A 14,354-nucleotide genomic window follows, 5' to 3' on the forward strand; every position below is an offset into this window, starting at 1 on the left:
GCGGGGGTTCCCCGAGTACAGAAACCAAAGCCAGAACATCGCTCCTGCCGCAGCGACCATTCCGGTGACGAACCGCTTACGCGCTTCAGGTCGAACGTTCAACCTACCCACTTCTCCATCCCAAGGTCTGAGCCACGATCGCCCACAGCGCGCACCAGAACCGCCTGGGCCGCATGAGGACCGGCACGAGCAAGCCGATTGTCGCAGACCGTCCGCATGTCCGACAAGCCGATCCCAGAACCGCGGGACGGCGACCAGGCGCGGTGCAGAAGTCCTGATACACCCGGCCTCGTACCGCATCGGCGCCGGCACCGCCAGTGATCAACTACGTGCTCACGAGATGACCCTGTTCTGGGTCGATAGCATCATGGCGGATGCCTCGGACAACGACTCGAAGGTGCCAGCGTCCGACCAACCACCCGCGACGATCCCGTAGCTCAGCGTCCCGCGGCGGGCGTATTCGTTGTTCACGTCCGTGATCTCCAACTCGCCCCGGCCGGACGGGGCAGTGCCCTCGATGATCGACCACACGCTCTTGTCATACATGTAACAGCCGACCACCGCGTAGTCGCTCGGGGGCTTGGACGGCTTCTCCTCTATCGAGACGATCTGCTGCTCGTCGAGGGCAGCGACCCCGAAGCGCTCCGGATCACCGACTTGCTTGAGCAGGACTCGAGCTCCCTCGGCCTGCTCGGAGAACGCCTGCGTGTGCGGAGCGATGGCGCGCTCGAACACGTTGTCCCCCAGAAGCACCACCACTCGATCGTCGCCCACGAAGCCGCGTGCCATCGACAGGGCATGCGCGATGCCTCCGGCCTCCTCCTGGACCCGATAGGTGAACTCGCAGCCGAAACGCGCCCCGGAGCCGAGTGAGTTCACGATGTCGCCCATGTGCTGTGTGGACGTCACGACAAGGATATCTGTGATCCGGGCAGCCACGAGCTGTCGAACCGGATGCCAGATCATCGGCTCCCTGCCGACAGGCAAGAGATGCTTGTTGGTCACCTCAGTGAGCGGACTCAGCCGTGTTCCGCGGCCACCCGCGAGCACCACGCCCTTCAATGGATCACCTCGTCCCTCACTAGCCGGCCTTAGGCGGCACGCACCGCAGCGTCACACCCGGACAGCGCTCACTCCGGGAACGCCTTGCGCGAATCTCGGACCCGGGCCCGGTTCTGGCAGGCTAGCAACCGTTCGAGCCGGACGTCAAGAACGATCGCGACACCTGCCGGAGTCCATAGCCTTGGAGATCGGTGACTCCGCATTCCCCAGCCTCCAACAGATCCACGAGCAGTTCCGCCCGAAGTCCGGCTACGGGGACTTCCTGCACACGATCGTCTGCAAGATCCCGTTGCGGAACAGCGTCGACGTGGAGAACAGTCCCCAGACCACCGTCGTGTACGCCGCCCGGAGGGCGGGCGAGCCCTCCGGAACATCAACCGCACGCAAGGGGTAGTTGTGGTTCTCTTGGAAGACTGCCTCCAGACCGGAAGACCGCATCAGACGCCGAAGAGATTGGTTCGTGAAGTGATGCAGGTGGTGCGGGCTGTATAGCCGACGATAGGCCGCACTCTGGCCCAGACCGTTCAGCGTCCTGGCGACCCGGTAGAACAGCCCGTCGTTGTTCACCGTCATCATGATGACGAGCCCCCCAGGCCGCAGCCCTTCCATCACTCGCCGAACGAACAGGTCAGGGCGCTCCAAGTGCTCTATCAGAGCAAGCCCCGTGATCGCATCGAATCCTCGGAGCAACTCCTCGTCCATCACATGGCCCATCACGTCGCCGCAGACGATATCGATGCCCGGCAGGGGTCTTGGGTTCAGATCCACTCCCCACAGCTCCAGCTTCGGATCGTTGCGCTGCAGATACTGGAGGAAGTCACCTCTGCCGCACCCCACATCGAGAACCCTGAGAGGACCGTTACCCAACCTCTCTCTGATCTGAGAATGGGCCAAGCGGAACAGGGCGACATTGGGATGAGCGAACCAGTTCGCGTGTTCGGCGTCATAGTACTCATCCTCATAACCCTCGCCGTCACTGCGCTGTCCAGCTGCCGCCAGTAAGGTGAAAACATGCGTGCACTCCGCGCATCTGAAGAGTCCCTGTTCGGGATCGAGTACGCGGACCCCCTCCACGGCGCCACACACCACGCAGACTGGGGTTCCCGTCCCAGCGAAGGCGGACGCCTCGCCGATCTGAGACGTTCCAGCACCGGGATCGGTGATCTGCCGTTCTTGTCCGGCGGTGCCTGGTCTCTCGCGTCCCACAACATCCTCCCCACATCCGAAACGCCGCAGACCTGAACTCGGAGTCGATCGGCCATGTGTCGGGATATGCGGCCGATGCTGGATTCTACCGCAAGTCCCCTTTCGATGTTCGGGCCTTCGGGCGCTGCGACAAGGCGGCTGGAACACTCGAAGCGACGCGCTGCGCGTCCCACAGCCGCGAGCGGTATCCTATTCTGCGACGCCCGATCACATCCCTGGAGAAGAGTACATGGATCCGCAGTATCTGGCATCGTTCGAACGGATCGAGAAGGACCACTGGTGGTTCAGAGCACGGCGTGAGATCGTCGGCGACGCGCTGCGCAGACACGCCCCCCCCGGTCCCGGGATCTTCGTCGACATCGGATGCGGCACCGGCGGGAACGTCGCGCCGCTCGCCAACGTAGCATGTTGCGACGTGGCGATCGGCATAGAACCGGATGCCGGAGCCCGTGCAGCGTGCGAAACCAAGGGCCTCGACGTCCGCGATGGGACGGCGGCGTCGCTGCCGTTCGACGAGCGGTCAGCGTCGGCAATCACGATGCTCGACGTCATGGAGCATCTGGATGATGACGCAGGCGCCTTAGCTGAGTCAGCGCGTGTGCTGGCACCCCACGGAGTGCTCGTGGTCACGGTACCGGCCATGCGCGCCCTATGGAGTCCGCATGACGAACGCAACCACCATCGGCGTCGCTACTCCCTGAGTCAAGCCACCGGACTGGTGGAGAGCGCCGGGTTCGACGTCGTCGAGGCCACGTACTTCAACACGCTGCTCCTGCTGCCCGTGGCGCTGGTCCGCATCGCTCAGCGCATTCTGCGCCACGGTGGAGCCTCGCAGGAACGCATGCCATCGCCCGCACTCAACCGTTGCCTGTATCGAGTGTTCTCGCTGGAGCGACGCTGGCTCGCATGCCACGCGTTTCCTATAGGCGTCTCTATCCTCGTCGTCGGACGACGCCGCTAGGTGCGCTGAAGACCGCCGACGCCTCCGGCGACCACCTCGGCGACCGTCGCGCGCAACCCCTCGTCGAGAGCGGTGGCGGGCGTCCAGTGCAAAATTCTCGCCGCGGTGTCGACCGAGAACACGAAGTCCCCTGTCTCCACAGCAGCATGCTCGGTCGGCCATGGGACGGTCTCGACCGCCCCGTCGGACACGATGTCCACCACCATGCGCGCGGCGTCGAGCAATCGTGTCCCGACACCGGAGCCCACATTGACCACCCTACCGACCGAGGCGTCGGTCGCAGCTGCGGCTAAGAGCGCCTCTATCACGTCGTCCACGAAGACGTAGTCGCGCAACTGACTGCCGTCGCCGAAGACCTTTATGGTCTTGCCCTGCATCGCGAGATCCACGAAATGGTTCAGGATCGAGTAGCGTGGACCGGTCGAGCAGGCGCAGGGTCCGTAAGGGTTGGAGATGCGCAGCACCGTGGTCCTTACGCCATGGAGGCCGTGGAAGACCAGATGGTAGTGTGTGCAAGTCAGCTTATGCACCCCGTACAAGCTGGTAGGCACAGTCTGATGCGACTCGTCGACCGGCAAGTGGAGTGCCCTGCCGTACTCGAGCCGCGAACCGGGGTACACGACGCGAGCCCCTAGGCCCGTTGCGACGATCGCCCCCAGCAGAATCAGCTGCCCACGACAGTTGCTTTCGAGGCTCTCGACCGCACCAGCGGGGGTATCGACCGTGCCAGACCTGCCCCCCATGGGGAAGATGACCTCGGCATCGGCCACCAGTGACGTCACAAGCATCTCGTCCAGCACGGAGCCCTCGACATACCGCACGTCTGGGACCTCCCGTGCGGGGGGACGCAGATCGAGCGAGACGCACCGAGCACCCGCGGAGGCCAGTCGAGAGATGAGCCTCGATCCGATGAAACCGCTGCCGCCCGTGACGAGGACGTCACGCCCGGACCACGGATCCGGCGCACGGCGGTCGTAACGACTCATCGAGCCGTCCCGCCGTCCTGACACCTGTCGTCGGGAGCGGGTCGCTGCCCCGTGGCTGCTCCGGACACTCGGGACACGAGGTACAGCGGCCGTCGTTTTGTCTCATAGTAGATGCGGCTCGTGTACGCGCCGAGCATCCCGATGGACACGAGCTGGACACCGCCTAGGAACAGCACGGCGATCAACACCGACGTCGTGCCTGGCAGGATGGATGCCGGGTCCACCAGCCTCTTGTACAGCACGACCGCTGCGTAAGCGAACGCAACGCACATCACCACGACGCCGAACCGCGCCGACAGCGCCAGAGGCCATGCTGAGAAACTCGTCACCCCGTCCATACCAAGACGGACCAGTCGACGCAAGCTGTAATTGGTCCGACCCGCGAACCGACGATTGCGCACGTAGGCGACCGAGGTCTGTCGGAAGCCGGCCCATGCCACCATGCCGCGCAGGTAGCGGCTCTCCTCCCGCATCCCTCCGATGGCATCCACGACTACCCGGTCCATTAGGCGGAAGTCACCCGCGTCGACCGGTATGTGCGTATCGGACAACCAGCCGAGCACCCGGTAGAACGCTTTGGCTGCGGTGAGCTTGATGGCCCCCTCGCCCTCGCGTCGGTCGCGCACGGCGAAGACGGTCTCGAACCCCTCACGCCATTTCGCGACCATCTCCGGGATGACCTCGGGGGGGTCTTGTAGATCGTCGTCCATCACCACGACGGCGTCGCCAATGGCATGATCGAGGCCTGCTGTGATCGCGATCTGGTGACCGAAGTTCCGTGACAAATGGAGCACTCTGACGGACTCGTCGCGCTCAGCGATAGCGTCGAGCAGCTCCGCCGAACGATCCGCACCGCCGTCGTCGACGTAGACGATCTCGTGAGCCATCTCAGGCGCCATGCCATCGAGGACGCCCTTCAGCCTCCTGTATAGCTCGTCGACGACTTGCTCGCTCAGGTAGACCGGGATGACCACGCTCAGTGTCGGCGTTTGATGCGAATTCACCGGCTCCCCTTGGGTCGATCATGATCGCCGCGGGTCCCCGCCTGCCCCGCCCGAGGCAACACTACCATGACCTTGAGCGTTCTCCAACGGACCGGGAGGTCCACTCGGTCGGGTGCCGACGACACACTGCATCGCCCGTGACGAGCGCCGTCTTGCCGTCGAACCTCACGCGTTCACCGTCTTCGTCATCCGGCCCGCCTCGTACGTCGCCTCGACGAGGCGCAGCACCTTGCGCGCGTCCTCGCTGTTGCCGACGGGAACGGGAGCGCCGGTGCGGATGCAATCGACGAACATGCCTATCTCGCGGTCCCACGACGTGTCGACGTGGTAGACGAGCTTCTCCTCGTCGGTCCACGACGCCGCGGGGGGCGCCGAGCGGTTCTTCGCGACGGACATGACCTCGTCTCCGTAACTGTTCGAGCTCGTCTTGAGGCCGTTGATCGCGATGTAGCCGCGCGAGAGGAACACCTCGAGCGAGAAGATGTGTCGCCACTGCGTCATCGTCGAGTGCAGCGACGCGCATTGCCCCTTCGCGTTGCTGTAGATGGCGAAGACATTGTCCTCGATGTCGAGGTTCCAGTAGAGGTTGCTCACGTGCGCCTGCACGGTGTCGAAGTCCCCGGCCATCATGAGGAAGAGGTCGAGCATGTGGATGCCCTGGTCGAGGAGGATCCCGCCGCCGGCGATCTCGCGCTTCGCCCGCCATGTCGAGAAGAAGTCCTCGTCGACCGACTTGCCGTAGCGTCCGCGCATCCAGAGCAGCTCGCCGTACTCGCCCGATTCGATGAGCTCCTTCGCCTTGATCATCGACTCGTGGTGCCGGTGGTTGAAGCCGAACATCAGCTTCGCGCCCGGATGCGCGGCTTCCGCGGCGACCATCTCCCCCAGCTCGGTCATGTCCCGCCCTGGCGGCTTCTCGCAGAAGACGTGCTTCCCCGCGTCGAGACCCGCCACGACGAAGTCGCGCATGACGTCGTTGCTCGTGCAGACGACGATCGCGTCGAGCATCGGGTCGGCGATGACCTTCATCGGGTCGGTCGTGAAGAGGGCCTCCTCCGGGATGTCCTCGACGGGCGCGCGCTCGCACACCACCGCGACCTCGCATCCCTCGATGCGCGCGAGGGCGTCGTGGCGTATGCGCCCCATCTTGCCGTACCCGATGATGCCGAACCGCAGGATGTCGCTCAACGCGTGCTCTCCCGTCAGCGGATGACGTACTCGACGGCGCCGATGATGGCGTCGTTCACGTAGTGGATGAGAAGGTTGTGCGCCATCTCCACGTACCCGTAGGCCTTCGAGTCGACGTAGACGTTCACGTCGCCGGCGGCGCGCAGCGGGTTGTCGGGGTCGAATCCGGAGAAGGTCAGGACGGTCATGCCGATCCGGCGCGCGACCGCGACGGTGTTGAGGATGTTGCGCGACGTGCCGCCGCTGCTGATCGCGATGAGCACGTCGCCCGGGCGGGCGTAGCGATCGAGCGCCTGCGCGAAGGCGTGCTCGTAGCCGTAGTCGTTCGCGAGCGTCGTGATGGTCGGCGTGCCGGAGAAGGCCATCGCGCGCAGGCCGGCGTTCTTCGTCAGGTCGATCGTCATGTGCTCGGCGATAGCCGCCGAGCCTCCGTTGCCGACGAGGAAGACCGTGGCGCCCGATCCCCGCGTCGCCTCGATGATCCGGACGCACTCGACGAGCGCGTCGCGTTGAGCGGGGTCGTCGAGCACATCGCGCACGCATATCTCGAAACCCTCGAAGTACCCGTCGAGGTACTCAGGCGTAGTGTTCGCCATCGCGCATCCTTCCACCGAGATAGGTCTCCTCGTACATGTCGCAACAGCGGTCGAGGGCGGCCATCGCTTCCGGCCCCGCGGTCAGCGCCGCGAACCTGCGGCGCACCTCGAGCTCGTCCGCCTCGGTCGCGCCCTGGGCCGGCGGTTCCCAGCCGCAGCGCTCGTAGATGTCGAGCCTGATCCCCTCGCCCCATCTCGCGCGGGGCACGTTCTGCTTGCGCAGCATCCTCAGCGTCACCTCGTCCGAGCGCGTGCCGAGCGCGTCCTCGATCTCGGCTAGGTAAGGCGCCGGCTCGACGACGAACCGCTCGAACGGGATGGTCACGATGCGGGCGCCGTAGCGCGCCTTCAGCGTCGCCTTCGTCTCCTCGGTGAGCGCGGTAAGCCGGTCGACGGCGTGTATCGCCCGCTCGGTCTCGTTCGAGCGCGCGAAGAGGTCCTCCCAGCCGACGGTGTAGCACGGCACCTCGCCGCCGTCGCCGTGGGCGACGTAGACGTCGAAGTCGCGCGGGTCCGCCACGAGCGAGGCCATGTTCAGCGCCTGCTGCTTGAGCATGTAGAGCGGGTGGCGCACGACCTCGAGGAGGACGGCCCGCTCGCCGAGTGCGGCGAAGACCGGCTCCGCGAACGCGAGGAGCTTGTGCGTCGTGAGGTGAAGGATCGGCCGCTCGTCGCGGATGCGCGCGGGGACCGCCTCGTCACCGGCGGCGAAGAGGCGCTCGAAGTAGCGCCACCGCCGAGGCGCGCGCCACGCGCTCGAGAGGTCGCGGGGGCGGAAGTTCGTCTCGCGGGACATCATCGTGTCGTAGAGACGCAGGTCGGTCTGGAGCCCGACCATCGCCGCGGCGGCGTCGAGGGTGATCTTGCCCAGCGAGTGCAGGTCGCAGACGTGCTCGATCGCATACGCGTACGTCAGCAGCTCGACGCGCGGCATGGCCGCGACGATCGGCGAGAGCATCGTCTTGCCGCAGCCGGGGAGACCGTCGACGAAGACGACCTTCTCGGCGAGGTGGCCGCGGCGTACGACCTCTATGTCCGTGACTGCGGGCACTTCCGCGCTCCCTTAGAGGTTCTCGACCCGGTGGCGCAGCTTCCACTCGCCGCCGTCGCGCACCCATAGGTGCGGCGAGCGGGCCTTGTCGCACAGCTCGTCGAACTCCTCGAGCGTCATGCCGATGTGCTCCATGACCTCGGCGATGTAGCGCTGCGGCTTCTCTCCGTCGAAGCGGTGGACGAGCGCGACGGCCTCCTCGCGCGTGAGGTGCTTGTTGCGCACCTCCTGGCTCGAGTCGTAGGTGGCGCGCCCGAGGCCGAACTTCATGAACGTCGTGTAGTAGTGGAGGTCGTCGATCTTGTCGTCGATCGAGTTGTACTTGCTGTACGTCCCCTCCGTGCGGAACGGACGGGCCTTGAAGCCCGTGTGCTCGACGGCGTAGTAGTAGGACTCCTGCGGCGTCCACTTCAGGTAGTAGCCGAGGTAGTGGACCTCGATGTTCGAGCGCTCGATCTCCTCGACGGGCGGGGGCAGGTAGATCATCAGGTCGTTCATGTCGACGCCGAACTTGGAGCGGAGCTCCTCGATCGAGACCCCGCCGAGGTACATCTCGTCGAGGTGCTCCATCGTGTAGTAGCTCTTGTCCCGCAGCGAGGACGTGTTGTCGGCGAGCGGGTTGCCGTACTCCGCCTCGTTCTCGCCGTAGAAGATGAGCTCGATGCCCCACTTCGCCGCGATCTTCGGACCGAGGTTCTTCTGCCCGAGGATGAAGGTCTGGAACGGGTGCAGCAGGTTCTGGATGGAGAGACGCGTGAGAAGCTTCTGCACGCGGCCGTTGGGCTTGAACGAGATGTTGTCGAAGCCGCCGACCTCGATCCAGTTCGTGAAGTTCTTGTAGCCGTAGTCGGTGTAGAGGATCGGCGGCCACGTGCACGTGAGCGGGTGCATGCCGTACTTGTACTTGAGGACGTGCGCCTGGTAGGCGGAGTCCTTACCGCCCGAGCCAGGGACGAGACAGTCGTAGGAGCCGTCCGTCTTGCGGTAGCGGTCGCAGAGCTCGACGAGCTCCCTCTCGCGCGCCTCCCAGTCGATGAGCTCCTTCTGCTCGGCGTGGCGGCAGGCGTCGCAGATGCCCTCCTCGTCGATGTGGAGGGTGGGCGCCTTGCGGTCCTTCGTGTGCTTGAACTCGGGGAAGGACGAAGGGCGCTGGTTGCTCATGACGCAGCGCTTGCAGAAGACGACCTCTTCGGGCAGACCGCAGTACGTCTCGAGCTTCTCGGACACCGTCCAGACCTCCTAGAGGGACTCGCGCGGGGCGAGCGCCGCCGCGAAATCGGAGTAGACGCGCAGGCCATCCGGGCCGCTGCGCTCGGGATGGCACTGGCACGCGAACACGTTACGATACCGCAGCGCCGAACAGAACGTCACGTCGCCGTAGCGCGTGCGGGCGAGCACGTCGGCTGCGCCCGCGGGGCTGACCACGAAGGAGTGGACGAAGTACATCGCGGTACCGTCGGCGAGGCCTTCGAACCACGTCCCCGCCCACGCGTCGGACCCGTCCGCGCGCGGCTCGCGCATCAGCGCGTTCCAGCCCACCTGCGGCACCTTCAGCACGCGGTCGCCGTCTCTAGGCGCGCCGAGGTGGACGACCTCGCCCGGGACGAGCCCCAGGCCCTCGTGCTCGCCGAACTCGTGGCTGACCTCCATCAACAGCTGGAGGCCGAGACAGATACCGAACAGCGGCGTTCCCCGCTGCGCCACCTCGCGCAGCGCGGTGTCCATCCCCAGGTCGCGCAGGGTGACCATCGCGTCGCCGAAGGCGCCGACGCCCGGCAGGATCACGGCGTCGGCGGCGAGCACCGCGTCGCGGTCGGCGGTGATCTCGGCGTCGAGGCCCACATGGGAGCACGCGTGCTTCACGCTGAAGAGGTTGCCCATGCCGTAGTCGACGATGGCGACCTTCGCGCCTCTCTCAGGCATGCGCGGCCTCCTTCGGCACGTACCGGCATGGGACGCCGTTCTCGCTCAGGTGGCGCTTGACGTCCTCGATGCTCGAGGGCGTGATCTTCGCGAAACCGGCGCGACGGCCGGAGAGGTACTCGACGTTGCCCTCGACCGCGAAGGTGTCCTCGTCGCAGACGCCGAGGCAGCCGTAGTGGAGGATCGAGGCCATGCTCACGGCGTCGGCGCGTCCGTCGACGACGACCTCCCTCACGTGCTCGGGACTCCCCGCCCCGCCGCACGCGATCACGGGGATCGGCACCGACTGTGCGATGCGGCGCGTGAGCTCGAGGTCGAAGCCCTCGCCCGTGCCCTCGCGGTCGATCGACGTGACCATGAGCTCCCCCGCGCCGAGCTCGGCCGCGCGAAGCGCCCACTCGTAGGCGTCGAGGCCGGTGCTCTCGCGCCCGTTGTCCGTGTGCGCCTCGTACGTGCCGTCCGGTTGCCGGATGGCCTCGATGGAGACGAGGATCGTCGACGAGCCGAAGCGCTTCGCGGCCTCGCGCACGAGGTTGGGATCGGCGATCGCCGCGGTGTTGAGCGAGACCTTGTCGGCGCCGGCGCGCAGCGCGGTGCGGATGTCGTCGAGCGAACGGAGCCCGCCTCCGACGGTCAGCGGGATGAAGATCTCCTTGCTCGTGCGCTCGATGATGTCGAGCAGGCTGTTGCGGCCGTAGAGGCTGGCGACGACGTCCATGTAGACGAGCTCGTCGGCGCCGTGCTCGTAGTAGTGACGCGCGTAGACCTCGGGCTTGCCCAGCACGCGCAGTCCCTCGAGGTGGATGCCCTTGACGAGGTTCGGCCCCTTGATGTCGAGGCGCGGGATGATGCGGACGTTCACCGGCCGTCTCCTCGCCACGGCGCGCCGGCGAGCAGCAGCTCCGCGATGCGCCAGTCGAGAGGCTCGTCGATGTCGACGCTGCGCTCGCGGGGCATCACGACCACCCTGCTGCGCTCGAGGACGACGCGGCGCTTCTCGCGCAGGACGGCGGGAGGCCACGCGTAGATCGACGAGTTGAGGTCGTAGACCGGCGGCGCGGCCTGGCGCGTGGAGAACGAGCCCGCCTTGACGAGGTGCGCGTAGCCGTCGGCGTCGAGCTCGACCATGTTGAAGTAGGGGTTGCGGTACGCCTCGGCGACCGTGAAGACGCTCTCGGCGCCGGTGTCCACGAGCGTGCGGACGACCTCGTCGATGTCGGAGACCGCCCGCAGCGGCGTGGTCGCGTGGAGCAGGAGCAGCACGTCGAAGGCGTACCCGTCGGCCTCGGCCCAGTCCATCGCGTGGAGCAGCACGTCGATCGTCGACGCCGAATCGGTCGCGAGCTCGGCCGGGCGCACGAACGGCACCTCGGCGCCCCACTCGCGAGAGACCGAGGCGATGTCCTCGTCGTCGGTGGAGACGATCACGCGGTCGACGGTCTCGGCGGCGAGCGCGGCCTCGATGGAGTAGGCGATCAGCGGCTTGCCGTGCAGCGGCTTCACGTTCTTGCCGGGCACGCCCTTGCTGCCGCCGCGCGCCGGGATGACGCATAGCACCTTCGAGCCCTTATACATCGCCGCCACCACTTTCGTGACCATCCTCGAGCAGCCGCAGAGCCCACACGCCGTCCTCGAGCGAAGCGAGGCCCCCGCCGCGTCCGCGCGTCGCGAGGAACTCCGCCGTCTCGGCGACGTATGTGGCCGCCATGTCGAACAGCGCGGGGTCGGTCAGAAGCGTCTCGACGCCGTCGATGACGATGCGAGTCCGCTTCCCGGCGAGGTCGCATTCGATCTCGCCGTTCGAGCCGACGATCCTCACGCGCCGGCGGGTGCCTTTCTCCAGGTAGTCGAGATGGACGCTGCACGCGAATCCGGAGGCGTACGCGTACATGCCCTCGAAGACGTCCTCGGAGTCGATCTCGAGCTCGCTCGCCCGAGCGCACAGCACCTTCCAGTGCGCCGGGTCTCCGAAGAAGAAGCGCATGCAGTCGAGCTCGTGCGAGAGGTCGAGAGCGACCCCGCCGCCGCGGTCGGAATGCGCGCTGTAGGTCTCGCGGTAGTCGCGGCCCGCGCGCCAGTCCGGCAGGTACTGGCCGACCTCGAAGCGGGCGAAATACAGGCGCCCGAGCGCCCCGCTCGCGACGATGTCGCGCACGCGGCGCAGCGCGGGCAGCAAGCGCATGTTGTACGCGACGGCGACCCCGGCGCCCGAGCGTGCCGCGGCGTCGCGCAGCGCCTCGACGCCCTCGGTCGACGCGGCGAGCGGCTTCTCGACGAGGAGGTCGACGCCCCTCTCGGCGAGCGCGACCGCGGCGGCGAGATGCCCCACCGTGTCGTTGGCGACCACCGCGACGTCGCCGAAGGCGGCGTCCAGCGAACCGGCGACGCTCACGCGCGGGTCGCCGCCGAAGTGCTCGCCACAGCCCGCGTACGAGCTCACGACGGTGACCTTGTCCGCGCCCGCGTCGAGCAGGTTCGCGACGTGGCGGCGGCCTATCGAGCCGCAGCCGACGACGATGGCGCGCACGGCGTCCACGCTCACCACGCCGTCCATCCGCCGTCGACGACGAGGTCGTGCCCCGTCACGTACGACGACGCGTCCGAGACGAGGAAGACCGCGGCCCCGACGAGCTCGTCGGGACGCGCCATGCGGCCCAGCGGGGTGCGCTCGCCATAGCGCTCGACGAACGCTGGGTCCTGCCCGGCGAAGATCCCCCCGGGCGAGAGCGTGTTCGCGCGCACGCCTTCGCGGCCGTAGCGCGTGGCGAGGTATTTGGTGAGGGTGATGAGGCCACCCTTGATCGCGGCGTAGGCGACCGGCATCGTCATCTGTGTGCCCTCGTAGACCGCCCAGGTCGGGCCGACGATGCCGTAGATCGACGCGGTGTTCACGATCGAGCCGCCGCCCGCGGCCGCCATCGCCGCGGCCGCCGCCCTACTCGCGAGGAAGTAGCCGCCGAGGTGGTCGTCGACGTTGCGCTTCCACGACTCGAACGTGACGTCCTCGATGGACGCGCCCCAGTCGGATGTGCGCGGGTAGGCGCAGTTCACGAGGGCGTCGACGCGACCCGCCCCTCCGGCGGCCTCGTCGAGACACGCGAGCACCGACTGCTCGTCGGCGATGTCGAGCGGGAGGTAGCGCACGCCTTGGGGGAGCGCCTCCGGCTCGGCGACGTCGGCGACGACGACCGCCGCGCCGAAGGCCGCGAGCCCCGCGGCGATCTCGGCGCCCAGCAGCCCGCCTCCGCCGGTGACGACGACGGTCTTCCCCTCGCACGAGAACAGGCCGGTGTAATCCATGCCCGACTCCCCCCTCACGCGGTCCCGAACCGCTTGAGCATCTCCTGGAGTTCTTCCCACTGCCCCATGTCGAGCCAGGACTTCTCGGACACGGGGTAGACGCCGACCTTCTTGCCGGCGGCGATGAGATCGTTCACGAGGTCGGTCATGTGGTACATCCGGCCCGCCGGGATGGCGTCGAGCGCCTCCGGCTCGAGGATCGCGAACCCGGTGGAGACGAGGAAGTTGTACTCCGGCTTCTCGTTGATGAGCTTGAGCGTGCCGTTGTCGCCCATGTCGCAGACGCCGTACGGGATGGTGAACTGCTTCATCGAGCCGACGAGCGTGACGATGTCGCCGTGCTCGCGATGGAAACGCGCGATGTCGCTGTAGTCGGCCTCGACGAGCACGTCGCAGTTCGTGACGAAGAAGGTCGACGTCAGGCGGCCGCGCAGCAGGGCGAGACTTCCCGCCGTGCCGAGCGGCTCGTCCTCGACGACGTAGTCCATGTGGTAGTCGTGCTGGAGGTCGGCGAAGTACGCGCGGATGAGGTCGGCCTTGTAGTTGACGGAGAGATGGAAGTCGGTGCAGCCGTACGCGGTGAAGTGCTCGATGATGAGCTCGACGATCGGAGTGTCGCCGATCGGCATGAGCGGCTTCGGGAGCACCTTCGTGAACGGCGCGAGCCGCGTGCCCTCGCCGCCCGCCATGATGACGACCGGCAGGTCGATGTGCTTGTGCTCGGCGATGCGCTTCTCGAACAGGTCCATCCACCAGACCGCGGAGATGACGTGCCCGCCTTCGTCGATGACGGGGAGGCACTCCTTGCGCGTCGTGATCATGGCCTCTTTCGCCTGCTCGATGGTGTAGTCGGCCGGCAACGACCTCGGATGCGTGTTCATGACCTCGTCGAGACAACCGTCAAGGCTCTTGCCAGCCAGGATCCAGCGGCGCACGTCCCCGTCGGTGACGACGCCGATGAGGCGGTCCTCGTCATCGGTGACGATGAGGATGCGCTCGGCGGCGTCATCCATGGCCCGGATCGCCTGCTTGACGGTGAGCCCCGGCCGTATCATCACCTTGCGCACTTTTTCCATG

Annotated in this window: 15 protein-coding genes; 1 reads left to right on the forward strand and 14 read right to left on the reverse strand. The window is 66.7% G+C overall.

Annotated features, from left to right (window positions below; translation table 11 throughout):
• Nucleotides 1-333: 333 nt before the first annotated feature.
• Both WC971_04430 and WC971_04435 read right to left on the reverse strand, forming a co-directional pair.
• Complete coding sequence (locus WC971_04430) at nucleotides 334-1,062, reverse strand: sugar phosphate nucleotidyltransferase (GenBank protein MFA5844061.1); 729 nt, start codon at nucleotides 1,060-1,062, stop codon at nucleotides 334-336.
• A gap of 249 nt (nucleotides 1,063-1,311) precedes the next feature.
• Nucleotides 1,312-2,268, reverse strand: coding sequence for a class I SAM-dependent methyltransferase (locus WC971_04435; protein ID MFA5844062.1), 957 nt, complete (start codon nucleotides 2,266-2,268; stop codon nucleotides 1,312-1,314).
• 229 nt (nucleotides 2,269-2,497) lie between these two features.
• Between WC971_04435 and WC971_04440 the strand changes: the two genes are divergently transcribed.
• Nucleotides 2,498-3,229 (forward strand): class I SAM-dependent methyltransferase, encoded by a 732-nt coding sequence (locus WC971_04440; protein MFA5844063.1) that lies wholly within the window; start codon nucleotides 2,498-2,500, stop codon nucleotides 3,227-3,229.
• On the opposite strand, the gene WC971_04445 is transcribed toward WC971_04440, so the two are convergent.
• The 12 genes from WC971_04445 to WC971_04500 all read right to left on the reverse strand — a co-directional run bounded on the left by WC971_04445 (nucleotide 3,226) and on the right by WC971_04500 (nucleotide 14,353).
• A complete protein-coding gene (locus WC971_04445; protein MFA5844064.1) occupies nucleotides 3,226-4,215 on the reverse strand; it encodes an NAD-dependent epimerase/dehydratase family protein in 990 nt (329 codons plus the stop codon). The two genes, WC971_04440 and WC971_04445, sit on opposite strands and share 4 nt — an antisense overlap.
• A complete protein-coding gene (locus WC971_04450) occupies nucleotides 4,212-5,189 on the reverse strand; it encodes a glycosyltransferase family 2 protein (GenBank protein ID MFA5844065.1) in 978 nt (325 codons plus the stop codon). Before WC971_04450 ends, WC971_04445 begins: the two co-directional genes overlap by 4 nt.
• Nucleotides 5,190-5,384: 195 nt before the next feature.
• Nucleotides 5,385-6,407 carry a Gfo/Idh/MocA family oxidoreductase gene (locus WC971_04455; protein ID MFA5844066.1) on the reverse strand — a complete coding sequence of 341 codons (1,023 nt, stop codon included), beginning with the start codon at nucleotides 6,405-6,407 and terminating at the stop codon, nucleotides 5,385-5,387.
• A gap of 14 nt (nucleotides 6,408-6,421) precedes the next feature.
• A complete protein-coding gene (locus tag WC971_04460; GenBank protein MFA5844067.1) occupies nucleotides 6,422-7,003 on the reverse strand; it encodes an SIS domain-containing protein in 582 nt (193 codons plus the stop codon).
• Nucleotides 6,984-8,054, reverse strand: coding sequence for a hypothetical protein (locus WC971_04465; protein ID MFA5844068.1), 1,071 nt, complete (start codon nucleotides 8,052-8,054; stop codon nucleotides 6,984-6,986). Before WC971_04465 ends, WC971_04460 begins: the two co-directional genes overlap by 20 nt.
• 12 nt (nucleotides 8,055-8,066) lie before the next feature.
• Nucleotides 8,067-9,281, reverse strand: a complete 1,215-nt coding sequence (locus WC971_04470) for an N-acetyl sugar amidotransferase (protein MFA5844069.1) — start codon at nucleotides 9,279-9,281, stop codon at nucleotides 8,067-8,069.
• Between the two features lie 12 nt (nucleotides 9,282-9,293).
• Nucleotides 9,294-9,977, reverse strand: a complete 684-nt coding sequence (gene hisH, locus WC971_04475; protein ID MFA5844070.1) for an imidazole glycerol phosphate synthase subunit HisH — start codon at nucleotides 9,975-9,977, stop codon at nucleotides 9,294-9,296.
• Nucleotides 9,970-10,839 carry an imidazole glycerol phosphate synthase cyclase subunit gene (locus WC971_04480; GenBank protein ID MFA5844071.1) on the reverse strand — a complete coding sequence of 290 codons (870 nt, stop codon included), beginning with the start codon at nucleotides 10,837-10,839 and terminating at the stop codon, nucleotides 9,970-9,972. Before WC971_04480 ends, hisH begins: the two co-directional genes overlap by 8 nt.
• Nucleotides 10,836-11,552, reverse strand: a complete 717-nt coding sequence (locus tag WC971_04485; protein ID MFA5844072.1) for an acylneuraminate cytidylyltransferase family protein — start codon at nucleotides 11,550-11,552, stop codon at nucleotides 10,836-10,838. Before WC971_04485 ends, WC971_04480 begins: the two co-directional genes overlap by 4 nt.
• Nucleotides 11,545-12,519, reverse strand: a complete 975-nt coding sequence (locus WC971_04490) for a Gfo/Idh/MocA family oxidoreductase (GenBank protein MFA5844073.1) — start codon at nucleotides 12,517-12,519, stop codon at nucleotides 11,545-11,547. Before WC971_04490 ends, WC971_04485 begins: the two co-directional genes overlap by 8 nt.
• Nucleotides 12,516-13,277 carry an SDR family oxidoreductase gene (locus WC971_04495; protein MFA5844074.1) on the reverse strand — a complete coding sequence of 254 codons (762 nt, stop codon included), beginning with the start codon at nucleotides 13,275-13,277 and terminating at the stop codon, nucleotides 12,516-12,518. The genes WC971_04490 and WC971_04495 overlap by 4 nt, the downstream gene beginning before the upstream one ends.
• Before the next feature lie 14 nt (nucleotides 13,278-13,291).
• A complete protein-coding gene (locus WC971_04500) occupies nucleotides 13,292-14,353 on the reverse strand; it encodes a nucleotidyltransferase family protein (protein MFA5844075.1) in 1,062 nt (353 codons plus the stop codon).
• Nucleotide 14,354 lies beyond the last annotated feature (1 nt).

The organism is Coriobacteriia bacterium (assembly GCA_041658765.1).
Taxonomy (GTDB): Bacteria; Actinomycetota; Coriobacteriia; order Anaerosomatales; family JBAZZO01; genus JBAZZO01.